Source organism: Streptomyces sp. NPDC026538 (assembly GCF_055567535.1).
Genome location: NZ_JBVHQG010000005.1, coordinates 446,010 through 470,867 on the forward strand (window position 1 = coordinate 446,010; position 24,858 = coordinate 470,867).

Genomic DNA, 24,858 nt, shown 5'->3' on the forward strand with positions numbered 1-24,858 from the left:
TACCCGGTACGTCCGTACGCCCCGCGCGGGTGACGGCGTACCGGGTACCGTCCGGCCCGCCGACGCGAGAGAGCTGCCCCTGTCATGCTGCGTTTCCTCGTCCGCCGGTCCCTCGGTGCGATCGTCATCCTCTTCCTGCTGAGCATCGTCACGTTCCTGCTGTTCTTCGGGATGCCCCGGGACCCGGCGCTGCTGATGTGCGGCAAGACGTGCAACCCCACGTCGCTCGCGAACATCCACCATGTGCTCGGCCTCGACAAGTCGATCCCCGAGCAGTACGGAATCTTCCTGCACAACCTGGTACTGGGCAGCAACCAGTTCGACCAGGGCCCCTGCCCCGCCCCGTGCTTCGGGTACTCGTACCACACCAACGACCCGGTCTGGCCGACGCTCATGGACCGGCTGCCCACCACGGTCTCGCTCACCCTGGGCGGCGCGGTCTGCTTCCTGATCATCGGTCTCGGCACCGGCCTCGCGGCCGCCTGGAAACGCGGCACCCTCGTCGACAAGGCCGCCACCGCCGGGGCGATGGTGCTCAGTTCGATGCAGATCTACTTCCTCGGCCCGCTCGCGCTCGCCATCCTCGTCTACCAGACCCACTGGTTCGACAAACCGGCCTACAACAACTTCGAGGACAACCCGGTCACCTGGTTCACCGGACTGATCATCCCCTGGGTGGTGCTGTCCACGATCTTCGCCGCGCAGTACACCCGTATGGCGCGCTCGGCGATGATCGAACAGCTGCAGGAGGAGCACGTCCGCACGGCCCGTGCGAAGGGCATGTCCCGGCGGTACGTCTTCTTCCGCTACGCCTGGCGCGGCTCACTGATCCCGATCGTCACCATCTTCGGCATCGACCTCGGCTCGCTGCTCGGCGGAGCCATCATCACCGAGTACACGTTCAGCCTGCCGGGGCTCGGCCAACTCGCCGTGCAGTCCGTGTTCTTCAGCGATCTTCCGCTGCTGCTGGGCGTGATGCTGTTCTCGGCCGCCATGATCCTGCTGTTCAACATCATCGTCGACGCGGCGTACGCGTTCATCGACCCGCGCATCCGGCTGGCCTAGCCGGGTAAGAGGAGAACCGTCGTGACCACTTTGACCAAGGACGCCGGCGCCCCCGCCCCGGCCGACGCGGGCGCCTTCCTCTCCGTGCGGGACCTGTACGTCAGCTTCCGCACCGAGGACGGTGTCGTGCGGGCCGTGGACGGGCTGTCGTTCGACGTGCAGCGCGGCAGGACGCTCGGCATCGTCGGCGAGTCGGGCTCCGGCAAGTCCGTCACCAACCTCACCATCCTCGGCCTGCACAACCCGCAGTTCACCACCGTCGAGGGCGAGATCCTCCTGGACGGCAAGGAACTGACCACCGCCAGGGAATCCGAGATGGAGAAGCTGCGCGGCAACAAGGTCGCCATGATCTTCCAGGACCCGCTCACCGCGCTGTCGCCGTACTACACGGTCGGGCGCCAGATCGCCGAGCCGTTCATGAAGCACAAGGGCGCCTCGAAGAAGGCGGCCTGGGAGCGGGCCGTGGAGATGCTCGGCAAGGTGGGCATCCCCAACCCCGCGGCGCGGGCGAAGGACTACCCGCACCAGTTCTCCGGCGGTATGCGCCAGCGCGCGATGATCGCGATGGCCCTGGTCTGCGACCCCGACCTGCTGATCGCCGACGAACCGACCACGGCTCTGGACGTCACGGTCCAGGCCCAGATCCTGGACCTCCTCAAGGACCTGCAACAGGAGTTCGGATCGGGCATCATCTTCATCACCCACGACCTGGGGGTGATCGCCGACATGGCCGACGACATCATGGTGATGTACGCGGGCGGCGCGGTGGAGCGCGGCACGGTGGACGAGGTGCTGCGCGCACCCCAGCACCCGTACACCTGGGGCCTGCTGAACTCCATGCCCCGCCTGGACTCCGACCTCGCCACCCCGCTGAGCCCGATCCCCGGCGCTCCGCCCTCGCTGCTGAACCCCCCGTCCGGCTGCCGCTTCCACCCGCGCTGCACCTTCCAGGACCGGGTCGGCGGCGCCCGCTGCGTCACCGAACGCCCGCTGCTGGCCCCCGACCGCGCCTCGGCCTGCCACCTCACGGCGGACCAGAAGCGAACCATTTTCATCGAAGAGATCAAGCCCCGACTGGGCTAGGAGACGACACGTCATGACCCAGGACACGATCCTTCCGGCCCAGCGCGAGGCCGCCGCCGGAGAACCGCTGCTGGAGGTCTCCGGGCTGACCAAGTACTTCCCGGTCAAGGGCGGCTTCCCGATCAGGCGGACGGTCGGGCACGTCCAGGCCGTGGACGGCATCGACCTGACCGTGGGGGTGGGTGAGAGCTTCGGCCTGGTGGGCGAGTCGGGTTGCGGCAAGTCGACGACGGGCCGCCTGATCACCCGCCTGATGGAGCCGACCAGCGGTTCGATCTCGTACCGCGGCAAGGACATCAGCCGTGCCTCGCGCAAACAGCTGGCGCCGATCCGCTCCGAGATCCAGATGATCTTCCAGGACCCGTACTCCTCGCTGAACCCGCGCCAGACCGTCGGCAAGATCATCTCGGGCCCGATGGAGATCAACGGGATAGAGCCGGAGGGCGGCCGGGAGAAGCGCGTACGGGAGCTGCTGGAGATCGTCGGCCTCAACCCCGAGCACTTCAACCGCTTCCCGCACGAGTTCTCCGGCGGCCAGCGCCAGCGCATCGGGGTGGCCCGCGCGCTGGCCCTGGAGCCGAAGCTGATCGTGGCCGACGAGCCGGTCTCGGCCCTGGACGTCTCCATCCAGGCCCAGGTGGTGAACCTCCTCCAGCAGGTCCAGCGGGAACTGGGCATCGCCTTCCTCTTCATCGCCCACGACCTGGCGGTGGTACGGCACTTCTCCCAGCGGGTCGCGGTGATGTACCTCGGCAAGATCATCGAGGTCGGTGACCGGGACGCCATCTACAACCGCCCCCGCCACCCCTACACCCACGCCCTGCTCTCGGCGGTGCCCGAGGTGAACCTCTCGGGCGGGGAGGACGCGGTCGGCCGCGAGCGGATCCGGCTGGCCGGCGACGTCCCCTCCCCGATCTCCCCGCCGTCCGGCTGCCGCTTCCGCACCCGCTGCTGGAAGGCCCAGGACAAGTGCGCGACGGAGGAACCGCCGCTGGTCCAGATCTCGGGCAACCGGGAGGGCCACCTGACGGCCTGCCACTTCCCGGAGGAGCCGACGACGGAGGCGAGGGACGAGGACATCGTCCTGGACCCGGCGCTGGCGGCGCTGGAGGACAGGGAGGAGAGGGGGAAGTAGCGGGGGGGGGGGGCTCTGCCGTCGGGGTTGCGCCGTTGGGCGACCGGCGTGGGCGTTCGCCCGGTGAGCGCCCGGTTCACGCCTAAGCGGTAGCCGCGCTTCCGCACGCTCGTGGATGCCGTCGCGGGGATGGAAAGGCCTATGGGGCGTCGGGTTCCCGGCGTACGGCACACGCCGACCGTTCCATCTCTCCCGGTCGGCGGCGCAGAGAGGAAGCGCTCCGTGAGCAACCCGCATGACGACGACACCATCGGCGCGGTCACCGCGGCACAGTTAGCCGAGATCGCCGACCGAGGCGTCTACACCTCGCCCACCTCGATCGACCCGGCCGCCGCCCACCTCGCCGAGGCCCTGGTGGCCACCCTGAGCGGCACGGCCGAGAGGACGCTGCTGACCGCCGACCTCCAGCAGCTCACCGAACGGGTGCGGCAGGCGGCCACCGTCGGCTTCCCCTGGATCACCGCGGACGACGGCGTACGGCTGTCGGCCCACACGATCAAGCTGAGGACCACGGAACCCCGGCCGGTGGTGATCGTCCCCGCCGGTTGGACGCCCTTCGGCTGGGTCCTGTTCGAGTACACGTACCTCCAGCTGGCGCTGCGCGGATACCACGTGCTGGCCTACACCCCGCGCGGTATCGGCCTCACGCTGCGGATCCCGGGCGGCGGCTACATCGACAGCCCGTTCACCTCCGGCGGCACCATCGACGTGGGCGGCCCCGCGGACTGGGCCGACGGTTCGACCGTCATCGGCTACGCCCAGCGGCACTTCAACCCGAGCAAGATCGCGTTCCTCGGTGAGTCGTACGGCTCGGGCATCAGCCAGCTGGTCGCCGCGCACGATCCGGAGGAGCGTGTGGACGCGGTCGTGGCGCTGAGCACCTGGGGCGACCTGGCCGACAGCCTCTACCAGTACGACACCCGGCACCTGGCCGCGGTGACCGCCCTGGTCAACTTCACCGGCGGCCCGGTCGAGCGGAAGTTCGACGCGGCCACCCAACAGATCCTGGACGACTTCCAGGCCGGCCGGAACATGGACGACGTGGTGGCGTGGGGCAAGGAGCGGGCTCCGTCGGCATACGTCGAGGAGACCAACGCCCGTGGCGTCCCCACGTTCATCTCCAACACCTGGCACGAGACGCTGTTCCCGGTGAACGAGGTCATCGAGCTCTTCGACCGGCTGACGGTACCCAAGCACCTCAACCTCTGGATCGGCGACCACGCCGCCCCCGAGAGCGCCGGTCTGACCGTCCCGTTCAGCGGCCCGAACGTGGCGGTCGAGGAGGCGTTCGCGTGGCTGGACCACCATGTGCTCGGGGCCGACAACGGCGTACCCGGCTGGTCCCCGGTCACCAGTCAGATCATGTTCACCTACCGGACCCGGATCGACCCGGAGACCGGTAAGGACGTCATCACGGAGCCGGCCGTCCGTGAGCCCCGCCCGTCCTGGGGAGATGTCACCACCTCCACCGAACGCTGGTACCTGACCGCCGCAGCGTCGGCAAGCAGGGACGGCGGTCTGGGCATCGAACCGGAGACGGGCTGGCAGCGGGAGTTCACGGCCGGTCAGCTGACCGACGCCACGGCCGTCGACGCCGTCATCACCACCGGCCAGGCCGAGTGGAACGGCAACCCGAAGAGCTACGCCACGGACAAGTTCGACCGCCAGTACCTGGCCGTCTGGACCAGCGACCCCCTTCCGGCGGGCCGCGAGGGCGCGGCGGCCCGCCGCATCCGGGGCATCCCCGAACTGACGCTGACGGTGCGCAGTACGGCCGACTCCACCACCCTGGTGGCCTACCTGTTCGACGTGAGCCCCGACAACACGGCCCGCATCGTCACACACGAGCCGCTCACCCTCACCGGCCTGAGCGCCGGCCAGAACCGAACGGTCACCTGGAAACTCCAGGCCGCGGGCTACGACGTGGCAACGGACCACCGCCTGATGCTGGTCGTCGGCAGCAAGGACCAGCTCTACTCGGACGAGAGCGTCGACGGCAGCACCACGACGATCACCTCCCCGGAGGGCGAGGCGTCACACCTGACGCTGCCACTGGGCTGACCGGGTTCAGCGCGCGGGCCCCGCGACCGTGATGATCTCGGGGCTGTCGGGGGTGACCGGGCCGCGTGCCCAGTCGCCGTATTGCTCGACGACCTTCAGACCGACTCCGGTGAGGAAGCCGGCGAGGGCGTCGGGGCCGAGGAAGCGCAGGGTGGCGCGGCACACCCGGGGCCGGGGCCAGTGGGGGCCGTCGTAGGTCTCCGTGAAGGTCACCCGGTCCCCGGCCGGGGTTCCCTCGACCTCGTGCCAGACCCGGACCTCACGGCCGTCCGGGTCGGTGACGTGGTGCACGCGGTCGGGGGTCCAGCTCTCCCAGGCGCGGGCGGCGGGGTTGCGGGTCTCGAAGACGAAGCGGCCGGTGGGGGAGAGGGCCTGCCGTACGGCGGTCAGCGCGACGCGCAACTCCTCGTCGCCCAGCAGCACCTGGAAGGCGTGACCGGTCATCACCACGAGGTCGAAGCCGGGTCCGTCCCAGAGCCGGGTACGGAGATCGCCGAGGATCCATTCGACGGTCGGGTCGGCCTGCCGCCCCTGCACGAGCATCGCGGCCGCCGGGTCGAGCCCCGCCAGCCGTCCCTCGTGCCCCGCCTCGCGGGCCTGCCGCAGCAGCCGCCCGGTGCCGCAGCCGACGTCGAGCACGGACCCGGCGGCCATGACGAGACCCAGGTAGAAGTCGTCACCCGGACCCCACGGGTTGAGGCTGTCGTACAGCGCGGCGAGCGAAATATCCGCGAACGAATGATCGACCACCGCGGCAGTCTGCCACACGATGTTGAACGAAGGGTCAGGAACGGCTGTCTTCTTGACTTTCTATCAACTTCCTTTGGGGCGAGGATGCTTCATCACGTAGAGCTGTGGGTGGCGGACCTGGGCCGGGCTACGGAGTCCTGGGGCTGGCTGCTCGAGCGGCTGGGCTGGACGCCGTACCAGGACTGGCCGGCGGGCCGCAGCTGGCGGCTGGGGGCGACGTACGTCGTGATCGAGCGGTCGCCGGCCCTGCGGGGCGGCGACGCCGGGCACGACCGGATGCGCCCGGGCCTGAACCACCTGGCGTTCCACGTGGCCGACCGGGCGACGGTGGATGCGCTGGTGGAGGAGGCCGCGGGACACGGCTGGGAACTGCTCTTCACCGACCGCCACCCGTACGCGGGCGGTCCCGGGCATTACGCGGCCTACCTGGAGAACGGGGACGGCTTCGAGGTGGAGCTGGTGGCTCAGGAGGTGTGAGGGGCGGTGCCCTTCAGGGCGTCGAGGAACGGAGTGAAGGCGGCGGCGGGGAAGGTGAGGGTGGCTCTGGTGGGGGCCTTGGAGTCGCGGATGGATATGTGGGTGGGGCGGGTGGCGATCTCCAGGCAGTTGTTGCCGTCGCCGCCACCGGAGTAGGACGATTTCCGCCAGGTGTCGAGAGCGATCACGGTGAGTCTCACAGTTCCTTGGCCAGGCGGTGGATGAAGTCACGGGAGCGGGTGGGGTCGAGAGACGCTGCTTCTACTCTACGAAAGAGTGTTCGCAGTGCGCCCAGTTGAGCCTCGGAGTCGATGAGCCCGGTGCCGTCGGGATGGTCACGAGCGGCGGTGTCCAGCTTGGGTACGGCACCTCCCGCGAGCATCATTGGGCTCCAGGCCCCACCGAAGCCGTCCAGTTCGAAGGTGATGACGCGCACGGTGATGTGGTCGGCCTCGGAGAGTTCCAGGACCTGAGCGAGCTGGGCTCGTGAAGTGACGCGGTCGCCGACTTTGATGCGAAGTGCCGCTTCGTGGACGACGGCCTCGTACGGGAGGGGGTCGGTCCTTTCGAGGACGACCTTGCGCCGCATGCGGTGCCGCACCCGTAGCCCCAGCTCCTCTTCGGGGAGTTCGGGAACCCTGGAGGAGAACGCGGCGCGGGCGTAGTCCTCCGTCTGGAGCAGGCCCGGGATGACCAGGAACTCCACATCCCGCCGGTACGTCGAGTGGTATTCCAGCTCGGCCAGGTCGAGGAAGGGTGTCGGCAGCAGTTCCCGGTACTCCTCCCACCAGCCTCGCGTGCGGTCGGTCGCCATGGCCACCAGAGCTTCGACGAGTGCGTGGTCCGAGCAGGAGTAGTTGGACGCAAGGCGACGCAGGCGGTTCTCGCTCACCCCGGTCAGGCCGGATTCGATCTGGCTGATGTGCGGAGGGCTCACACCTAGCAGTTTCGCCGCCTCCCGAGCGCTGAGGCCTGCTGCGTCTCGAAGCCTGCGCAGCTCGACGGCGAGACGCATCTGACGTGCCGTCGGTTCGGCCCTCAATGCCATCGGCTGGTCCTCTCAACACGTCCGGGAAGTCGACTCGTTCGGGCGTCAGATTACGCGACCGGGTTGCGACGCATTAACAGTTACGTCTACCGTCGGTGACGCAACGCACACGCTGAGGAAGCGCACCGTACCGTCGTGCGGCGATGCCACCGAGTGTGAAATCCCCTTCACTCGACCGGAGTTGATGACGCATGCCCGAAATCTGGGACTACACGCTCTCCGTCCCGAACGACCTCAGAGCGGTGACGATCTGCCGCCGCACCCTGCGTCTGATCCTGACGATGCATGGGCTCATCGGCCTGGCCGACACGGCGGAGCTGCTGGCGGCGGAGCTGGTGTCCAACGCCGTACGACACACGAAGGGACCGGCCGCACTGAGGGTCCGGTGTTCCCCGGAGGGCGTCGTGTGGATCGGGGTGTGGGATGCGGATCCCGTGCCTCCGGAGCCGCCGGGGTCGTTGGATGCGGTGGCGGGTCTCGAGGAGGCGGGGCGGGGGTTGGGGCTGGTGGTGGCGTGTGCCGACTGCTGGGGTTGGCAGCCGTCGTCCCGGTTCGGGGACCGGGGCAAGTACGTGTGGTGTGAGCTGGGGGTGGCGTGATGGTGGGGTCGCCACGGTCTTCGTGCAGTTCGTCGACTCGTGCCTGGTGTGATGCCGTGCGCGAGCTGGTGCAGGCCCTGCACTGACCCGGGCCAGCTTGAGGTCTGGGCCCAGCCGGCGATGCACGTCACGGACGCCGCGGAGCTGTTCGTCGAAGAGTGACCGCAGGGGGAGAGAAGGGCCCGAGACGCCGAAGGCGTAGTGTGCCCGTCCATGTCTGTCGCCGACCGCACCCCCTCTTTACTCCGCAACGCCGCCTTCGTCCGGCTGGCACTGGCCCGGATCATTTCCGTCCTGGGCAATGGATTCGCCCGGATCGCGCTGGCTTTCGCGGTGCTCTCGCTGCCCGGCGCGACCCCGGGGGAGCTCTCGCTGGTCGTCGCCTGCCAGGCGGTGCCGCAGCTGGCTCTGGTCCTGGTGGGCGGTGTGATCGCCGACCGGGTCTCCCGCTCCGGGCTGATGGTGGTGTCGGACGTGCTGGGCGCCCTCTCCTACGGCGGACTCGCGGCGATGGTGCTCAGCGGCCACGCCCCTGTCGCCGCGTTGTGCGCACTGGCCGTCACCGCGGGAATCGCATCCGCCCTCTTCGGGCCCGCGATGGACGGGGTCATCCCGCGGCTGGTGCCGTCCGAGGTGCTCCAGCGAGCCAACGGCCTGCTGCGGGTCGGTACCAACACCTCGCTGCTGCTGGGGCTGGCCCTGTCGGGCGTGACCGTGGCATGGGTCGGGGCCGGCTGGGCGCTGGCCCTCAACAGCCTGTCCTTTGTCGTCAGCGCGGCGCTCACCGTCCCGCTGCGGCTGAGCCGTCGGCCACGGAAGGCCACCTCGGGCTGGACCGATCTACGCGAGGGCTGGCAGGAGTTCGCCTCCCGTCAGTGGCTGTGGGTGGTCGTCGTCCAGTTCTCCGTGGTCGTCGCCGCCATGAACGCCAACGCCGGTGTCCTCGGGCCACTGGCGGCGAGTGCCCACTTCGGCGGGGCCCGCGCCTGGTCGCTGGTGGTGGCCGCACAGGCCCTGGGGGCCGTGGCCGGTGCCGGGATCGCGGGCCGTACCCGGGTGGGTCGGCCGATCCTGGCGGCGGTCCTGTTCACCCTGCCCGTCGCCCTGCCGCCGGTCCTCCTCGGGGTCGGGGCGCCGCTGTGGGTCGTGGCGGTGGGCGCCTTCGCCGCCGGCGTCAGCCTGGACTTCTTCGGCGTGCTGTGGTCCACCACCATCCAGCGTGAGGTCCCCGAGGAGGCGCTGTCCCGGGTCAGTTCCTACGACTGGTTCGGCTCGCTCACCCTCGCGCCGCTCGGCCTCGCCCTGGCGGGTCCCGCCGCCGACGCCTTCGGCACCGACCGGATGCTGGAGGTCTGCGCGGTCCTGATCGTCACCGCCACGCTCGCCGCACTCCTGTCTCCCGCGGTGCGATCGCTGCGGGCGCCGGACGCGGACCGGCCCCGGTCCTCGGCGGCCGGTACCGCGACATCGGACACCCCGCCGCAGACCGACGTGCCGCTGCCCGACACCGGTGCGGGCGACGCCACGCCCACCTGACGGCGGCGGCCATGAGAAAGGCCCGCACCTGGGGAGGTGCGGGCCTTTCTCCCCTGGAGCGGACGTTCGGGGCTCGGGTCAATGGGCCGGTGAAAGTCCGTTCCGCAGGCGGCGGCTGACGGAAAGGGGTGTGTCAGGCCGCTGCCTCGGGGTCCTTGGAGAGGCGCGGGGCGGGAACCATGTCCCGCACCTCAGGATAGTGGCATGCGGTCAGGTGGCCGGGCTTGTTGCCCTCGGCCTGGACCAGCGGCGGGGCCTCCGTCGCGCACTTCTCCGTCGCCTTCCAGCAACGGGTGCGGAAGCGGCAGCCGGACGGCGGGTTGATCGGGGACGGGACGTCGCCGACCAGGCGGATCCGCTCGCGCGGCTCCACATCCACCGTCGCCTCGGGCACGGCGGACAGCAGCGCCCGCGTGTAGGGGTGGCGCGGGTTTTCGTACAGGTCCTCGCGGTCGGCGATCTCCACGATCTTGCCGAGGTACATGACCGCGACCCGCTGCGAGAAGTGCCGCACGATCGCGAGGTCGTGGGCGATGAAGACGAACGCGATGCCCAGTTCCTTCTGAACCTTCTGGAGAAGGTTCACGACCTGGGCCTGGATCGAGACGTCCAGAGCCGAGACCGGCTCGTCCGCCACGATCAGCTTAGGCTCCAGCGCGAGGGCACGGGCGACGCCGATGCGCTGGCGCTGGCCGCCGGAGAACTCGTGCGGGAAGCGGTTGAAGTGCTCCGGGTTGAGGCCGACGATCTCGAGGAGCTCGCGGACCCGGGCCTCGCGGCCGCCGGGCGGGTTGATGTCGTTGATCTCCATCGGACCCGCGATGATCTTGCCGACCGTCTGCCGCGGATTGAGGGACGCGTACGGGTCCTGGAAGATCATCTGGATCTCGGACCGGATCGGCGCCAGCTGCCTGCGGCCGGCGTGCGTGATGTCCTGCCCGCGGTAGGAGATCTTGCCGCCGGTCGGCTCCAGGAGGCGGGTGATCAGCCGGCCGGTGGTCGACTTGCCGCAGCCCGACTCGCCGACCAGGCCCAGTGCCTCGCCCTCGGCGACCTGGAAGTCCAGACCGTCCACGGCCTGCACCGCGCCGACCGTCCGCTTGATCGGGAAGCCGCCCTTGATCGGGAAGTGCTTGGTCAGCCCGGAGACGTCCAGGAGGGGGTTCGTGTTGCTCATGATCGTGAAGTCCCGTCTTGTCCGTCAGTTGTGGCTGGTCGCCGCGTAGTCGGCGAAGAGGTCGTCACGCTGGCTGAGTTCCAGGTGGCAGGCAGAACCGCGGCCCTCGGTCAGCTGGAGCAGCGGCCGCTCGGTGGAGCACCTGTTGCCCGGCACCTTGTCCGCGAACGCGCAGCGCGGGTGGAAGCGGCAGCCGGTGGGCGGGTTGAGCAGCGAGGGCGGCGAGCCGGGGATGGGCGACAGCGGGACGTCGACCGGTCCGTCGAGGCTCGGCATGGAGTTGAGCAGGCCCAGCGTGTACGGGTGCTGCGGCGCGCCCAGCACCTGCTTCTTGGTGCCGCGCTCCACGCACCGGCCGCCGTACATCACCAGGACGTCGTCAGCGATGTCGGCGATGACACCGAGGTCGTGGGTGATGAAGATGATCGCCGTGCCGAACTCCTGCTGGAGGTCCTTCAGCAGGTCCATGATCTGCGCCTGGACGGTCACGTCGAGCGCCGTGGTGGGCTCGTCCGCGATCAGCAGCTCGGGGTCGCACACCAGCGCCATGGCGATCATCGCGCGCTGGCGCATACCGCCGGAGAACTGGTGCGGGTAGTCGTCCACCCGCACGTCCGGCTGCGGGATCCCGACCCGCCTGAGCATCTCGATCGCCCGCGCCCGGGACTCCTTCTTGGAAGCGCCGGTGTGCTTGCGGTACACCTCGGAGATCTGAGTGCCGATGGTGTGGTACGGCGACAGCGAGGCCAGCGCGTCCTGGAAGATCATCGACATCTTGTTGCCGCGCAGCTTCTCCAGCTCCCGCTCGGAAGCCGTGAGCAGCTCCTTGCCGTCGAGCAGGATCTCGCCGTCGATCTGGGTGCGGGCGGGGTCGTGCAGACCCAGGATCGTCAGGTTGGTGACGGACTTGCCGGAGCCCGACTCGCCCACGATGCCGAGTGTCTGGCCCTTGACGAGGTCGAAGCTGAGCCCGTCGACGGCCTTGACGATGCCGTCCTCGGTGGAGAAGTGGACTTTGAGGTCCTTGACGGAGAGGAACGGCTGCTGATCGGTGCTCGTCACGGTGACGCTCCTGGGGGGTGATGCGAGAGGTCGGGGGTGGGGCGGAGGTCAGGCGAGCCGGATCCGCGGGTCGATGAGGGCGTAGACGGCGTCGACGACGATGTTGAAGATCACGATCGCGCCGGCGGACAGCAGGGTCACGCCGAGCACCATGGGCAGGTCGCTCTGGTCCACGGACTTCAGCGCGAGCTGGCCCACGCCCTGGAGGCTGAAGACGGTCTCGGTGATGATCGCGCCGCCGATGAGCGTGGCGAGGTCGATGCCGAAGATCGTGACGATCGGACCCATGGCGCCACGCCAGGCGAACCGGAAGAACACGTTGCGGCGGGACAGACCCTTGGCCCGAGCCGTGCGCACGTAGTCCTCGCTGAGCGTCTCGACCAGCTGCGAGCGCGTCATACGGGTGTAGTTCGCGGTCCAGATGAGGGCCAGCACCAGCCACGGCAGCAGCAGGCCGGAGGCCCACTCGATCGGGTTCTGGGTGAGGGGGGTGTACGACGGGTTGTCCAGGATGCCGAGCTTCGCGACGAAGAAGTACATCGCGATGTAGCCGACGAAGTAGATCTGCATCGAAGAGGCGACCAGCGACGCCGAGCTGGCGACCTTGTCCTGCCACTTGCCCTGCTTGACGGCGGCGAGCATGCCGGAGCCGATGCCGAAGATGAGGAACACGACGGCCGAGCCGAAGGCGAGCGACAGGGTCAGCGGAAGCCGGTCCAGGATCGTGCCGAGGACGGGCTCGCGGTTGGCGAACGAGTACCCGAGGCAGGGCGCGCTGCAGTTGCCGAAGTCGCCGTAGCTGCGTCCGACGAAGATGCCCTTGAGCCAGTACCAGTACTGGACCGGAACCGGGTGGTCGATGCCCAGGTTGTGCCGGACCTGCGCGAGCATGTCGGGCGTGCAGTTCTTGCCGCAGGACAACGTGGCGGGGTCACGCGGGATGGCGTAGAAGAGCCAGAAGGTGACGGCGCTGATGATCAAAAGGATGACCAGCGCGCCGAAGACTCGGCGGACAAGGAAGCGGAACATGGGGCGTGACTTTCCGGACGGGGCGCCGTCGCCGGGGTGAGGGGTGGGCCGTAGGGGGGCGGCCAGGTCATGGCCGCCCCCCGAGGGTCTGGTGCGCTTACTTCTTGACGTACAGCTTGCAGAGCGCGACGCAGGTGTTGCCGGCGTCGTAGACGACGTTGCCGATCTTGGATCCGTACATCCAGTTACGGATGGAGTGGTAGTCCGGGACGACCGCCGCGAGCTCCATGATCTGCTTGTCGATGGCACCCCAGGCCTTGTTGGCCTCGGCGACGTCAGCGATCTTGGCGGCCGCGTCGATCGCCTTGTTCACGCTCGGGTCGTTCAGCTGAGCGTAGTTGCTGCGGCCGTCGCCGATGTTCTTGCCGCTCCAGCAGGGGTAGAAGACCGAGTAGCCGTTCGGCCAGTCCGGGCTCCAGCCGGCCGCGAACAGGTCGTAGCCGTTGTCGATCTTGCCGATCTGGGTGTAGAAGGTCGTCTTGTCGACCTGCTGGTTGACGACCTGGAAGCCGGCCGCCTCAAGGGCGTTCTTGATGGCCACGGCCTGCTTCACCGCGTTGTCCGACTGCTGGTAGGCGATGACCAGCTTCTGGCCGACCTTGCCGGCCTCCTTCAGCAGCGCCTTGGCCTTGACCGGGTCGCCACCGGGCTTCGTGGTCACGCCGTACAGGTCGAACTTCTTGTAGCCGGGGGTGACCGGGCTGAGGATGGTGCTGGCCAGCTCGCTGGTGGAGGCGCCACCGCGGATGGTCTGCAGCTGCTGGTGCGGCCACGCCCAGTTGATCGCCTGGCGGACCTTCACGTCCTTGATCCGGGTCATGTTGATCGGCCAGTAGTAGGTGACCGTGTCGACCTGGGTGAGGACGCGCTTCTTCAGCGAGGCGTTGGTGAGGACCTGCGCCGTGCGCTCCGCGGCGACCTCGTTGAAGATCGACATCGCGTACTGGTCGTTGCCCTTGTCGGCGATGTAGCGGTCGGTGGAGGCGACCGGCTGGAAGCCGAACTGGAAGATGTACTTGTCCGGGTACGCGTTGCGGATCGAGTCCGTGGCGGCGTCCCAGTGCTCGTTGCGCACGTAGGTCATCGACTTGCCGATGCTGCGGCTGTCGATCTTGTAGGGACCGAGGGAGTACGGACGCTTGTCGTACTTCTCCTTGGTGTCCTTCTTCTTGTTGACGAGGCCGTAACCCGGCATGCCGAGCGTGTAGTTGAAGTCGGTGCGGGCCTCGGTGAGCGTGAACGTGATCGTCCTGCCGGAGATCTCGATCGAGGAGAGCTTCTTGCCGTCGTAGGGGCCCTTGTACTTGTCGCCGCCGACCAGCCACTGCTGGACGTAGCGGGGGCCCTCGGTCACGAAGGAGGCGAAGAGGCGCTCGAAGGTGTGGCGGACGTCGTCCATGGAGAGGTCGGTGCCGTCCTCCCACTTGATGCCGTCCTTGATCGTGAACGACCAGGTCTTGCCGCCGTCCTTCATGGTGCCGGCGTCGGTCGCGACGTCGCCGACGAGCGTGGCGCCGCCCTTGTCGTCGACCTTGTAGCCGGTCAGACCGCGCAGGATCGGGCGGGTGATGGCGCCCTCGGTGGAGACGTAGATCTGCGCCGGGTCCAGGTGGTCCATGTCGAACTGGTCGAGCGAGTAGACCGTGCCGCCCTTGACCGCGCCCGGGACCTCGGGCGCCGGACCCGTGGAGTCCGCCTTGGTGCCGACCGGGATGTTCATGGTCTTCGCGGTGGAGACGGACGGGACCTTCGACGAGCCCTTGCTGTCGTCACCGCTGCTGCAAGCGCTCAGCACGGTCGTGGAAGCCGCAGCCACACCGGTGGCGATCAGGAAGTTTCTGCGAGAAAAAGACATGCTGAGCCTGCCTATAGGGGTCAATTCGGATGGTCGGAACCAGCCGGACGTCATCGAACCGGGCCGGGTGGTGCAGGGGGTCGCTACCGCTTGGACTTCGGGTCGAGCGCGTCGCGCACCGAGTCACCGAGCAGGTTGAAGGCGAGGACGAAGATCACCATGGAGATGCCCGGGAAGAGCATGAAGGTGATGTCCTCGGTGTAGAACTGCGCGCCTCGGCCGATCATCACGCCCCAGTCGGGGGTCGGATCGATCATGCCCACGCCGAGGAAGGCGAGGCCCGCCTCCGCGGTCACGAAGGCCGGCAGCAGCAGGGTGGACTGGATGATGATCGGAGTCCAGAGGTTGGGCAGCAGTTCCTTGAACACGACGCGCATCGGTGACGCGCCCGTGACCTTGGCCGCCTCGACGAACTCCCGCTCGCGCAGGCCGAGTACCTGCCCGCGTAGCAGTCGGGCGATGGACGCCCAGCCGAAGGCGGACAGCACCAGGATCAGCGCGGTGGCGCGGAGCGAGGTCGGGATGTTCTCGTCGGGGGCGACGAAGAAACCGAACACGACGGGCATGAACGCGATGAAGAAGAGCGTGGACGGGAACGACAGCAGGATGTCGATGATCCGGCTGACGAGGTAGTCCGTCTTGCCGCCCAGGTAGCCCGCCGTGACACCGATCACGACGCCGAGGACCGTGGTGAGCAGGGCGGCGGCCGTCGCGATACCGAGGGAGTTGCGGATGGCGTACAGCAGGAACGTGAAGACGTCCCGGCCGAGCTGGGGTTCGATGCCGAACCAGTACTCCGAGCTCATGCCGCCGTTGGGCCCTGCGGGGTACGAGAAGGCGTTGAGCAGCTCGGGGTGCTGGGTGGTGTAGGTGGTGTACGGGTCCTTCCCGTACAGCTTCGCGATGAGCGGCGCGGCTATGCCGATCACGAAGAAGAAGATCACGACGTAAGCGGATATAACGCCCGTCCGGTCGCGCTTGAAGCGCTTCCAGGCCAGGCGGCCCGGCGACCTGCTCTCGCTGCCCTTCGAGCCGTCCGAAGTCGTCGACTTCTTCTCGGTCTCGTCGGTCACCTCGAGCGGGGCAGCCGCGGATGGAGTTGGGGGGGTCATGGTGCTCCTGGCCCAAGGGAGGGTCTGATGACTCCGCAGGGCACTCCCCTACGGGCTACGCCGGACTTTTTCAACGCAATTCATTCAAGGTCAATAAATTCTCGGGCGGCTTGGGTTTCTCTTTACTTTTTTTACCTGGCCTTGACCGTTCCGTAGCTACGCGGGTAGCACCTCGTAATCACCCCGTGCTTTAGTTCGGACTAATTGGGCTAAACGGGCAAGGAGTTCGATATGCGGACGCGAGTGTGCCGAAATGCGTACATCGCTGGGTCGCAATCCAACGTTTCGGCATCGTTACGCGTAGATCCATTGCGCTGCGACCTCAAGATCCTCAACCGGCTCTCGAGGGGTCGTCTGCAATCGGGTGACGTGTCCCCCTAAAGGTCGTCATGGGGCTCCTGAGGGCCGCCGTTCGGTGCAGTGGGTGAGCGATATCGACCGATTGAGTCGATATTGACCGGTAGCGCACCTTTCGCGGATGACCCTTCATGGAGGAGGCACGCCATGCGTTCAGCCACGCACGCCCGATGGGCGGCCTGCGCGGCCGTGACGGCGCTCGCCGCCACGGCCTGCGGGGGCGGCGGCGGCAGCGGCGGGGGCGGCGGTGACAGCGGCGTGCTCAGCTCCTCCTGGGGCGACCCGCAGAACCCCCTGGAGCCCGCCAACACCAACGAGGTCCAGGGCGGCAAGGTCCTCGACATGATCTTCCGGGGTCTGAAGAAGTACGACCCGAAGACCGGCAAGGCGCAGGACATGCTCGCCCAGAACATCGACACGAGCGACTCGCAGAACTACACGATCACCGTCAGGAACGGCTGGACCTTCTCCAACGGCGAGAAGGTGACCGCCCGCTCCTTCGTCGACGCCTGGAACTACGGGGCGAGCCTCAAGAACAACCAGAAGAACGCCTACTTCTTCGGGTACATCGAGGGATACGACAAGGTCCATCCCGACAGTGGAAGCCAGAGCGCCGAGGCGCTCTCCGGTCTGAAGGTCGTCGACGACCAGACCTTCACGGTGAAGCTGAACCAGAAGTTCTCCAGTTTCCCCGACACCCTCGGCTACGCGGCCTTCGCCCCGCTGCCCCGGTCCTTCTTCACCGACCACGCCGGCTGGCTGAAGCAGCCGGTCGGCGACGGGCCGTACGCCATCGAGTCGTACACCAAGGGATCGCAGATGTCCCTGAAGAAGTGGGACGGCTACCCCGGTGCCGACAAGGCGCAGAACGGTGGAGTGACGCTCAAGGTCTACACGGACAGCGACACCGCCTACACCGACCTCATCGCCGGCAACCTCGACCTCGTCGACGACGTTCCCGCCTCGCAGCTGAAGAACGTCAAGAACGATCTCGGTGACCGTTACATCAACACCCCGGCCGGCATCATCCAGACGCTCGCCTTTCCCTACTACGACGGCGCCTGGAACAAGAGCGGATCGGAGAAGGTCCGCACCGGCCTTTCCATGGCCATCAACCGGAAGCAGATCACCGACACCATCTTCCGGAACACCCGCACCCCGGCCACCGACTGGACCTCGCCGGTGCTCGGCCTGGTGGGCGGCTTCAAGGAAGGGCTGTGCGGGAGCGCCTGTGACTACGACCCGGCGCAGGCCAAGAAGCTCGTCCAGGAGGGCGGGGGGCTGCCGGGCGGACAGCTCAAGATCACGTACAACGCCGACACCGGCTCGCACAGAATGTGGGTGGACGCCGTGTGCAACTCCATCAACAACGCGCTCGGCAACGACAAGGCGTGCGTCGGGAATCCGGTGGGCACCTTCGCCGACTTCCGCAACCAGATCGGCCAGCACAAGATGACCGGCCCGTTCCGCGCGGGCTGGCAGATGGACTACCCGCTCATCCAGAACTTCCTCCAGCCGCTCTACTACACCAACGCCTCCTCCAACGACGGCAAGTGGTCCAACAAGGACTTCGACAAACTCGTCGACCAGGCCAACGCCGAGACGGACACCGGCAAGGCCGTCGGCACCTTCCAGAAGGCCGAGGAAGTCGTCCGCGACAACATGGCCGCCATTCCGCTCTGGTACCAGAACGGCAGCGCCGGCTACTCCGAGCGGCTCTCGAACGTGGCCCTCAATCCGTTCAGCGTCCCCGTGTACAACGAGATCAAGGTCAGCTGACGCGGCATGGGGCGCTATGTCGTCCGGCGGCTGCTCCAGATGATCCCGGTGTTCGTCGGGGCCACGCTGCTGATCTTCCTGATGGTCAACGTCATGGGCGACCCGATCGCCGGGCTGTGCGGAGAGCGGGCCTGCGATCCGGCGACCGCCGCCCAGTTGAAGAAGGAGTTCGGACTCGACAAGCCGGTGTGGCAGCAATACCTCACCTACATGGGGAACGTCTTCACCGGGAACTTCGGTACGGCGTTCAACGGACAGCCGGTCACCGAGCTGATGTCCACCGCTTTCCCCGTCACCATCCGGCTGACGATCGTGGCCATCGTCCTCGAGGTCGTCATCGGTATCACCCTCGGCGTCCTGACCGGTCTGCGGCGCGGGCGGCCCGTCGACACGGGGGTGCTGCTGGCGACCCTGGTCGTCATCTCCGTACCGACGTTCGTCACCGGCCTGTTGCTCCAGCTGCTGCTCGGCGTGGAGTGGGGCTGGATCAAGCCCTCCGTCTCCCCGGACGCCACCTTCGGCGAGCTGATCGTGCCGGGGCTCGTCCTCGCCTCCGTCTCGCTCGCCTACGTCACCCGGCTGACCCGCACCTCCATCGCCGAGAACAGACGGAGCGACTACGTCCGTACGGCCGTCGCCAAGGGGCTGCCCCGGCACCGGGTCATCACCCGGCACCTGCTGCGCAACTCCCTCATCCCGGTCGTCACCTTCATCGGCACCGACATCGGCGCCCTCATGGGCGGCGCGATCGTCACCGAGCGGATCTTCAACATCCACGGCGTGGGCTACCAGCTCTACCAGGGGATCCTGCGGCAGAACACCCAGACGGTCGTGGGCTTCGTGACGGTCCTGGTCCTGGTGTTCCTGGTGGCCAACCTGCTGGTGGACCTGCTCTACGCCGTACTCGACCCGAGGATCCGCTATGCCTGAGCAGCCGTTCGAGCCCGACCGGGGGGCGATCGCGGGGACCGGGGCGGGCGGGGCCATGGACCTCGCGACGAGCGAGGCGCAGACGCTGGAGAGGACACCGGGCGGGCCGCCGGGCACGGGTCCGGCGGCCCAGTACCCATCAGCCGCCTCCGGCGGACGGGCGCGCTCGCTCTGGTCCGACGCCTGGCGGGACCTGCGCCGCAACCCGGTCTTCATCGTCTCCGCCCTCGTCATCCTCTTCCTCGTCGTCATCTCCCTGTGGCCGTCCCTGATCGCCTCCGGCTCCCCCCTCAAGTGCGACCTCGCCAAGGCCCAGGAGGGCTCCCAGCCGGGCGCGCCCTTCGGGTACGACGGACAGGGCTGCAACGTCTACACCCGGACCGTCTACGGGGCCCGTACGTCCGTCACGGTGGGCGTCTGCGCCACGCTCGGGGTCGCGCTGCTCGGGTCGGTCCTCGGCGGGCTCGCCGGGTTCTTCGGCGGGTTCTGGGACTCTGTGCTGTCCCGGATCACCGACGTCTTCTTCGCGATCCCGGTCGTCCTCGGCGGTCTCGTCCTGCTCTCCGTGGTGACCAGCAATACGGTCTGGCCGGTCATCGGGTTCATGGTGCTGCTCGGCTGGCCCCAGATCTCCCGGATCGCCCGCGGCTCGGTGATCACCGCCAAGCAGAACGACTACGTCCAGGCCGCCCGCGCGCTCGGCGCCTCCAACTCCCGGATCCTGCTGCGGCACATCGCGCCCAACGCGGTGGCCCCCGTGATCGTCGTGGCCACCATCGCGCTCGGCACCTACATCGCGCTGGAGGCGACCCTGTCCTACCTCGGCGTGGGCCTGAAGCCGCCCAGCGTCTCCTGGGGCATCGACATCTCCGCGGCCTCGCCCTACATCCGCAACGCCCCGCACGCGCTGCTGTGGCCCTCCGGAGCCCTCGCGCTCACCGTCCTGGCCTTCATCATGCTCGGCGACGCGGTGCGCGACGCCCTCGACCCGAAGCTGAGGTGAGCGCCGCCGTGCTGCTCGAAGTGCGCGACCTGCACGTGGAGTTCCGGACCCGGGACGGGATCGCGAAGGCCGTCAACGGCGTCTCCTACGCCGTCGACGCCGGGGAGACGCTGGCCGTGCTGGGGGAGTCCGGGTCCGGGAAGTCGGTCACGGCCCAGGCGGTGATGGGGATCCTGGACACGCCGCCGGGGCGGATCGGCGGGGGCGAGATCCTCTTCCGGGGGCGGGATCTGCTGAAACTCAAGGAAGAGGAGTGGCGGAAGATCCGGGGCGCCGAGATGGCCATGATCTTCCAGGACGCGCTGTCGGCGCTGAACCCGGTGCTGAGCGTGGGCGACCAGCTGGGCGAGATGTTCGTCGTGCACCGGGGGATGTCCAGGAAGGACGCGCGGGCCAAGGCGGTCGAGCTGATGGACCGGGTGCGGATCCCGGGCGCCGCCCAGCGGGTGCGGGACTATCCGCACCAGTTCTCCGGAGGCATGCGCCAGCGCATCATGATCGCCATGGCGCTGGCCCTGGAGCCGGCGCTCATCATCGCGGACGAGCCGACCACGGCGCTGGACGTCACCGTCCAGGCCCAGGTCATGGACCTGCTCGCGGAGTTGCAGCGCGAGTACCGCATGGGGCTGATCCTGATCACCCACGACCTGGGCGTGGTCGCGGACGTCGCCGACCGGATCGCCGTGATGTACGCGGGACGGATCGTCGAGTCCGCGCCGGTGCACGACATCTACAAGGCGCCGGCGCATCCGTACACGCGCGGGCTCCTCGACTCCATCCCGCGCCTGGACCAGAAGGGCCAGGAGCTCTACGCCATCAAGGGCCTGCCGCCCAACCTCATGCACATCCCTCCGGGCTGCGCCTTCAACCCGCGCTGCCCCATGGCCCAGGACGTGTGCCGCACCGACGAGCCACCGCTGTACGAGGTGGATCGACACCGGGGCAGCGCCTGTCACTTCTGGAGGGAGTGCCTCAATGGTTGACGCGATGGTTGAGCCGATCCTGGAAGTGAGTGGACTGGTCAAGCACTACCCCTTGACGCAGGGCATCTTGATCAAGAAACAGATCGGTGCCGTCAAGGCCGTCGACGGTGTCGACTTCGTGCTCAAGAAGGGAGAGACCCTCGGCATCGTCGGGGAGTCCGGCTGCGGCAAGTCGACGGTCGCCAAGATGCTCGTCCATCTCGAGCGGCCGACGGCCGGGGTGATCAAGTACAAGGGCGAGGACATCACCAGGTTGGGCGGGCGGGCACTGAAGGCCGTCCGCCGCAACATCCAGATGGTCTTCCAGGACCCGTACACCTCGCTCAACCCCCGGATGACCGTGGGCGACATCATCGGGGAGCCGTACGAGATCCACCCCGAGGTGGCCCCCAAGGGCGACCGTCGCAAGCGGGTCCAGGAACTGCTGGACGTCGTCGGTCTCAACCCCGAGTACATCAACCGCTATCCGCACCAGTTCTCCGGCGGCCAGCGGCAACGCATCGGCATCGCACGGGGGCTGGCGCTGCGCCCCGAGGTGATCGTCGCGGACGAGCCGGTGTCCGCGCTGGACGTCTCCGTCCAGGCCCAGGTGATCAACCTGCTCGACCGGCTCCAGAACGACTTCGACCTGTCGTACGTCTTCATCGCCCACGACCTGTCGATCGTGCGGCACATCTCGGACCGGGTCGGGGTGATGTACCTCGGGCGGATCGTGGAGATCGGCAAGGACGAGGAGATCTACGAGCACCCGACCCACCCCTACACCCAGGCGCTGCTCTCCGCGGTGCCGGTGCCGGACCCGGAGGCGCGGGAACACCGGGAGCGGATCATCCTGAGCGGGGACGTGCCGTCGCCGACGAACGTTCCGTCGGGGTGCCGGTTCCGCACGCGGTGCTGGAAGGCGCAGGAGCGGTGCGCGCTGGAGGTGCCGTTGCTCGCGGTGCCCGCCGTGTTCCAGCAGACGTCGGGGCCGGCGGCCCATGACTCCGCCTGCCACTTCGCGGAGGAGAAGCAGGTGGTGCCGCCGGAAGAGCGGCCGGACGATCTTGCCGACGGGGGTGCATAGCAGGGCGAACCGGGGTCAATCTCGTTAACACGGAGGCAACTTCGCCGACCCGGTCCCGATATACGGACGCGGCACTGTAATCAGCGTACGGCCGTGCGGGTGCCGTAAACGGGCCGGAGCGCGCCATGTCGCTCCGGCCCGTTGCCCCTTTTTGCACCTAAACCGGCGCCGCTCTCGCGGACCTGGCTGGTGCTTCGCCGTGGTTCCTCAATTATTGGTTGCGGTGCTCTGCGGAGAGTTGTTGCTCAGCCCAGTCCGAGAGCGCGCCGGAGGAAGTCCAGCTGGAGCAGGAGGAGGTTCTCCGCCACCTGTTCCTGCGGGGTCATGTGCGTCACGCCCGACAGCGGGAGCACCTCGTGCGGGCGGCCCGCCGCCAGCAGGGCGCTGGACAGGCGCAGTGAGTGGGCCACCACCACGTTGTCGTCCGCCAGGCCGTGGATGATCATCATCGGGCGGTGCGGTTCGGCCGCGTCGACCAGGCCCGCGTCGTCGATCACCGAGTTGCGGCGGTACACGTCCGGCTGCTCGCCCGGGTCGCCGAGGTAGCGCTCCTGGTAGTGGGTGTCGTACAGGCGCAGGTCGGTCACCGGGGCGCCCACCACGGCCGCGTGGAAGACGTCCGGCCGGCGCAGCGCCGCGAGTGCGGCGAGGTAGCCGCCGAAGGACCAGCCGCGGATCGCCACCTTGGTGAGGTCGAGGGGGAAGTCGGCGGCGAGCGCCTGGAGCGCGTCGACCTGGTCCTGGAGGACGATCGCCGCGATGTCGTCCTTGATGCACTTCTCCCAGGCGGGGGAGCGGCCCGGCGTGCCCCGGCCGTCGGCGACGACCACCGCGAAACCCTGGTCGGCGAACCACTGGGAGGTGAGGTGGGCGTTGTGCGCGGCGACCACGCGCTGGCCGTGCGGACCACCGTAGGGGTCGAGCAGAACCGGAAGGGGAGTGTCCCCGTGGTAGTCCCGTGGCATAAGCACGGCGCACGGAATTCGGCGTGCGCCCCCCTCGGTGAGTGTCACGCGCGGGGACAAACCGGGATCTTCGGCGTACGACGTGACAGTTGCCAGAGGTTTTCCGTCACGCAGCACCTGGACACGGGCGCCCGGGGTGTCCAGAGCGGCGGACACCAAAACGGTCACGCCCCCGGCGCGCACGGCCGTGTGCACGCCGGGCGCCTGCGACACGCGCTCCACGCCGAGTTCGTTGACGCGGTAGACGTGTACCTCGCCGATCTCGGGGGACTCGGCCTCCTCGCCGGCGGACGCGGAGACCAGCACGTCGTCGGCGGTCACGTCGAGAACCGCACGGATGTGCAACTGGGCGCCCGTGAGCGGCCGTTCACCCACCGCGAGCACCCGGGCGCCGCCCTCGTCGGCGATCCGGATCAGCTGTCCGGAGGGGCTCCAGCAGGGCACTCCACCGAACAGTTCAAGCCATGTTGGATCTTCGTCGGCGTGCACCATCCGGGTCGCCCCCGACCCCGGGTCCACGGCGAGGAACAGCTGGCTGCGCTGGTCGCGCGCCTGTACGAGCAGCAGCGGTGCACCCGCCTCTGACCAGTGCACATGCGCCAAGTACGGGTAGCGTGCCCGGTCCCAGGAGACCTCCGCGCGCCCCCCTTCGAGGTCGTAGGCGAACAGCCGTACGTCCGCGTTCTCGGTGCCCGCCGCCGGGTAGGCGACATGATGTGGCTCACGCTCGGGGTGGGCGGGGTCGGCGATCCACCACCGCTGTACCGGCGTGTCGTCCACGCGGGCCACGAGCAGCCGGTCGGACCGCGGCGACCACCAGAATCCGCGCGAACGCCCCATCTCCTCGGCCGCGATGAACTCGGCCAGTCCATAGGTGACCTGTTCCGACTCGGGCTCCGCCAGCGCCCGGTCGCCCTCGCCGCCGGCGCCCACGACACGCAGGGCGCCCTCCGCGACGTACGCGACATGACGGCCGTCGGGAGAGGGGCGCGGGTCGATCACCGGCCCGGGGACCGTGAGTTCGCGTGTGGTGCCGGCTCGGAGCTCCGCCGTGAAAAGCCGCCCTGACAAGGCGAAAGACGCCAGCTCCAGGGCCGCGTCGGCGGCGTAGCCGACGATGCCGGCACCGCCCTCACGGCTGCGTTCGCGACGGGCCCGCTCCTGCGCCGAGAGGTGCTCCTCGGCGCCGCCGAGCAGGGTGCGCGGATCCGCCGCCAGGCGCTCCTCGCCGCTCGGCACATCGAGAATCCACAGGGAATTGGCCCGGTCCGTACCGGAACCGGAGCGCAGGAACGCCACGCGTGAGCCGTCGGGGGCCACGGTGAACGCGCGCGGCGCGCCGAGCGTGAAACGCTGGGTGCGGGCGTGCCGGCGGGGGAATGAGACAGCCTCGGTCTTCATGCCCCGACCATATTGGCCATGCGCCCCCTTGTGCGGCCGTGCGCCGAGCGATGCGCGAGCACGCATAGTTATGATCACTACCGCTGAGTGGGTATGAACCCGCTGGCTTGCGCATGGATTTGCTGTACCGATCTACAACCCCCATACCCGAACCCCCCGCGTCCCAGGGACCTTTGGAGGTGAGCCGCCGTGGCACTCTCGATTTCGGCGGTGGTGCTGCTGGCGATCATCGTCTTCTTGCTGATCAAGAAGTCGGGTCTGAAGGGCGGGCATGCGGTCGTCTGCGTGCTGCTCGGTTTCTATCTCGCCTCCTCGACCATCGCGCCGACGATCAGCGATCTGACGACCAACGTCGCCAGCATGATCGGCAGCATCAAGTTCTGAC

At 68.3% G+C, this 24,858-nt stretch carries 22 protein-coding genes; 13 read left to right on the forward strand and 9 right to left on the reverse strand.

All coding sequences use genetic code 11. The annotated features are described in order from the left end of the window. The first annotated feature begins 84 nt into the window (after positions 1-84). From ACZ4N4_RS22480 to ACZ4N4_RS22495, 4 genes are all read left to right on the forward strand, one after another. The gene (locus ACZ4N4_RS22480; protein WP_467591375.1) at positions 85-1,065 is read left to right on the forward strand and encodes an ABC transporter permease; all 981 of its coding nucleotides are present in this window, start codon (positions 85-87) and stop codon (positions 1,063-1,065) included. A 21-nt stretch (positions 1,066-1,086) separates the two neighbouring features. Next, entirely contained in the window at positions 1,087-2,148 is a 1,062-nt protein-coding gene (locus tag ACZ4N4_RS22485) for an ABC transporter ATP-binding protein (RefSeq protein ID WP_467591378.1), read from the forward strand. Between the two features lie 13 nt (positions 2,149-2,161). After that, a complete protein-coding gene (locus ACZ4N4_RS22490) occupies positions 2,162-3,283 on the forward strand; it encodes an ABC transporter ATP-binding protein (RefSeq protein ID WP_467591381.1) in 1,122 nt (373 codons plus the stop codon). A 222-nt stretch (positions 3,284-3,505) separates the two neighbouring features. Further along, positions 3,506-5,344 (forward strand): alpha/beta fold hydrolase, encoded by a 1,839-nt coding sequence (locus tag ACZ4N4_RS22495; RefSeq protein ID WP_467591383.1) that lies wholly within the window; start codon positions 3,506-3,508, stop codon positions 5,342-5,344. A 6-nt stretch (positions 5,345-5,350) separates the two neighbouring features. Here the strand turns inward: ACZ4N4_RS22495 and ACZ4N4_RS22500 are convergent, their stop codons facing one another. Next, positions 5,351-6,094 (reverse strand): class I SAM-dependent methyltransferase, encoded by a 744-nt coding sequence (locus ACZ4N4_RS22500; protein WP_467591386.1) that lies wholly within the window; start codon positions 6,092-6,094, stop codon positions 5,351-5,353. 84 nt (positions 6,095-6,178) lie between these two features. Here ACZ4N4_RS22500 and ACZ4N4_RS22505 point away from each other — a divergent pair, with 84 nt between their 5' ends. Further along, positions 6,179-6,571 carry a VOC family protein gene (locus tag ACZ4N4_RS22505; RefSeq protein ID WP_467591388.1) on the forward strand — a complete coding sequence of 131 codons (393 nt, stop codon included), beginning with the start codon at positions 6,179-6,181 and terminating at the stop codon, positions 6,569-6,571. Here the strand turns inward: ACZ4N4_RS22505 and ACZ4N4_RS22510 are convergent. Both ACZ4N4_RS22510 and ACZ4N4_RS22515 read right to left on the reverse strand, forming a co-directional pair. Next, on the reverse strand, positions 6,559-6,771 hold the full coding sequence (locus tag ACZ4N4_RS22510) for a DUF397 domain-containing protein (protein WP_467591391.1): 213 nt from the start codon (positions 6,769-6,771) through the stop codon (positions 6,559-6,561). The genes ACZ4N4_RS22505 and ACZ4N4_RS22510 overlap by 13 nt on opposite strands. Then, a complete protein-coding gene (locus ACZ4N4_RS22515) occupies positions 6,768-7,619 on the reverse strand; it encodes a helix-turn-helix domain-containing protein (protein WP_467591394.1) in 852 nt (283 codons plus the stop codon). Before ACZ4N4_RS22515 ends, ACZ4N4_RS22510 begins: the two co-directional genes overlap by 4 nt. A 191-nt stretch (positions 7,620-7,810) precedes the next feature. On the opposite strand from ACZ4N4_RS22515, the gene ACZ4N4_RS22520 reads away from it, so the two are divergent. Both ACZ4N4_RS22520 and ACZ4N4_RS22525 read left to right on the forward strand, forming a co-directional pair. Continuing rightward, positions 7,811-8,218, forward strand: coding sequence for an ATP-binding protein (locus tag ACZ4N4_RS22520; protein WP_467591397.1), 408 nt, complete (start codon positions 7,811-7,813; stop codon positions 8,216-8,218). Between the two features lie 213 nt (positions 8,219-8,431). Next, on the forward strand, positions 8,432-9,754 hold the full coding sequence (locus ACZ4N4_RS22525) for an MFS transporter (RefSeq protein ID WP_467591400.1): 1,323 nt from the start codon (positions 8,432-8,434) through the stop codon (positions 9,752-9,754). A gap of 133 nt (positions 9,755-9,887) precedes the next feature. On the opposite strand, the gene ACZ4N4_RS22530 is transcribed toward ACZ4N4_RS22525, so the two are convergent. From ACZ4N4_RS22530 to ACZ4N4_RS22550, 5 genes are all read right to left on the reverse strand, one after another. Further along, complete coding sequence (locus ACZ4N4_RS22530; RefSeq protein ID WP_362713038.1) at positions 9,888-10,931, reverse strand: ABC transporter ATP-binding protein; 1,044 nt, start codon at positions 10,929-10,931, stop codon at positions 9,888-9,890. 24 nt (positions 10,932-10,955) lie between these two features. After that, positions 10,956-11,993: an ABC transporter ATP-binding protein gene (locus ACZ4N4_RS22535; protein ID WP_467591404.1), complete on the reverse strand. Its 1,038-nt coding sequence runs from the start codon at positions 11,991-11,993 to the stop codon at positions 10,956-10,958. Between the two features lie 48 nt (positions 11,994-12,041). Beyond that, positions 12,042-13,022: an ABC transporter permease gene (locus ACZ4N4_RS22540; protein WP_450754859.1), complete on the reverse strand. Its 981-nt coding sequence runs from the start codon at positions 13,020-13,022 to the stop codon at positions 12,042-12,044. 97 nt (positions 13,023-13,119) lie between these two features. Next, on the reverse strand, positions 13,120-14,877 hold the full coding sequence (locus tag ACZ4N4_RS22545) for an ABC transporter substrate-binding protein (RefSeq protein WP_467591407.1): 1,758 nt from the start codon (positions 14,875-14,877) through the stop codon (positions 13,120-13,122). Between the two features lie 83 nt (positions 14,878-14,960). Then, a complete protein-coding gene (locus tag ACZ4N4_RS22550) occupies positions 14,961-15,950 on the reverse strand; it encodes an ABC transporter permease (RefSeq protein WP_453570720.1) in 990 nt (329 codons plus the stop codon). A gap of 543 nt (positions 15,951-16,493) precedes the next feature. Here ACZ4N4_RS22550 and ACZ4N4_RS22555 point away from each other — a divergent pair. Genes ACZ4N4_RS22555 through ACZ4N4_RS22575 form a run of 5 tightly spaced genes read left to right on the forward strand, consistent with a single transcriptional unit; the run spans position 16,494 to position 22,107 of the window. Next, positions 16,494-18,125 (forward strand): peptide ABC transporter substrate-binding protein, encoded by a 1,632-nt coding sequence (locus ACZ4N4_RS22555; protein WP_467591410.1) that lies wholly within the window; start codon positions 16,494-16,496, stop codon positions 18,123-18,125. Between the two features lie 6 nt (positions 18,126-18,131). Then, entirely contained in the window at positions 18,132-19,055 is a 924-nt protein-coding gene (locus ACZ4N4_RS22560) for an ABC transporter permease (RefSeq protein WP_450754867.1), read from the forward strand. Then, entirely contained in the window at positions 19,048-20,058 is a 1,011-nt protein-coding gene (locus tag ACZ4N4_RS22565; protein WP_453570727.1) for an ABC transporter permease, read from the forward strand. Before ACZ4N4_RS22560 ends, ACZ4N4_RS22565 begins: the two co-directional genes overlap by 8 nt. Positions 20,059-20,066: 8 nt before the next feature. Continuing rightward, the gene (locus tag ACZ4N4_RS22570) at positions 20,067-21,041 is read left to right on the forward strand and encodes an ABC transporter ATP-binding protein (protein ID WP_467591414.1); all 975 of its coding nucleotides are present in this window, start codon (positions 20,067-20,069) and stop codon (positions 21,039-21,041) included. A gap of 4 nt (positions 21,042-21,045) precedes the next feature. Then, positions 21,046-22,107 (forward strand): ABC transporter ATP-binding protein, encoded by a 1,062-nt coding sequence (locus ACZ4N4_RS22575; RefSeq protein WP_467591417.1) that lies wholly within the window; start codon positions 21,046-21,048, stop codon positions 22,105-22,107. Between the two features lie 245 nt (positions 22,108-22,352). On the opposite strand, the gene ACZ4N4_RS22580 is transcribed toward ACZ4N4_RS22575, so the two are convergent. Beyond that, positions 22,353-24,473 (reverse strand): prolyl oligopeptidase family serine peptidase, encoded by a 2,121-nt coding sequence (locus ACZ4N4_RS22580; RefSeq protein WP_453570735.1) that lies wholly within the window; start codon positions 24,471-24,473, stop codon positions 22,353-22,355. A gap of 189 nt (positions 24,474-24,662) precedes the next feature. Here ACZ4N4_RS22580 and ACZ4N4_RS22585 point away from each other — a divergent pair, with 189 nt between their 5' ends. Beyond that, positions 24,663-24,857, forward strand: coding sequence for a hypothetical protein (locus ACZ4N4_RS22585; protein WP_351745642.1), 195 nt, complete (start codon positions 24,663-24,665; stop codon positions 24,855-24,857). Position 24,858: the final 1 nt, after the last annotated feature.

Coding starts and splice junctions, on each gene's coding strand:
- ACZ4N4_RS22575 (WP_467591417.1), top strand. CDS start 21,046: ATGGTTGAGCCGATCCTGGAAGTGAGTGGACTGGTCAAGCACTACCCC.
- ACZ4N4_RS22515 (WP_467591394.1), bottom strand. CDS start 7,619: ATGGCATTGAGGGCCGAACCGACGGCACGTCAGATGCGTCTCGCCGTC.
- ACZ4N4_RS22565 (WP_453570727.1), top strand. CDS start 19,048: ATGCCTGAGCAGCCGTTCGAGCCCGACCGGGGGGCGATCGCGGGGACC.
- ACZ4N4_RS22580 (WP_453570735.1), bottom strand. CDS start 24,473: ATGAAGACCGAGGCTGTCTCATTCCCCCGCCGGCACGCCCGCACCCAG.
- ACZ4N4_RS22555 (WP_467591410.1), top strand. CDS start 16,494: ATGCGTTCAGCCACGCACGCCCGATGGGCGGCCTGCGCGGCCGTGACG.
- ACZ4N4_RS22520 (WP_467591397.1), top strand. CDS start 7,811: ATGCCCGAAATCTGGGACTACACGCTCTCCGTCCCGAACGACCTCAGA.
- ACZ4N4_RS22490 (WP_467591381.1), top strand. CDS start 2,162: ATGACCCAGGACACGATCCTTCCGGCCCAGCGCGAGGCCGCCGCCGGA.
- ACZ4N4_RS22545 (WP_467591407.1), bottom strand. CDS start 14,877: ATGTCTTTTTCTCGCAGAAACTTCCTGATCGCCACCGGTGTGGCTGCG.
- ACZ4N4_RS22505 (WP_467591388.1), top strand. CDS start 6,179: ATGCTTCATCACGTAGAGCTGTGGGTGGCGGACCTGGGCCGGGCTACG.
- ACZ4N4_RS22480 (WP_467591375.1), top strand. CDS start 85: ATGCTGCGTTTCCTCGTCCGCCGGTCCCTCGGTGCGATCGTCATCCTC.
- ACZ4N4_RS22540 (WP_450754859.1), bottom strand. CDS start 13,022: ATGTTCCGCTTCCTTGTCCGCCGAGTCTTCGGCGCGCTGGTCATCCTT.
- ACZ4N4_RS22560 (WP_450754867.1), top strand. CDS start 18,132: ATGGGGCGCTATGTCGTCCGGCGGCTGCTCCAGATGATCCCGGTGTTC.
- ACZ4N4_RS22525 (WP_467591400.1), top strand. CDS start 8,432: ATGTCTGTCGCCGACCGCACCCCCTCTTTACTCCGCAACGCCGCCTTC.
- ACZ4N4_RS22530 (WP_362713038.1), bottom strand. CDS start 10,931: ATGAGCAACACGAACCCCCTCCTGGACGTCTCCGGGCTGACCAAGCAC.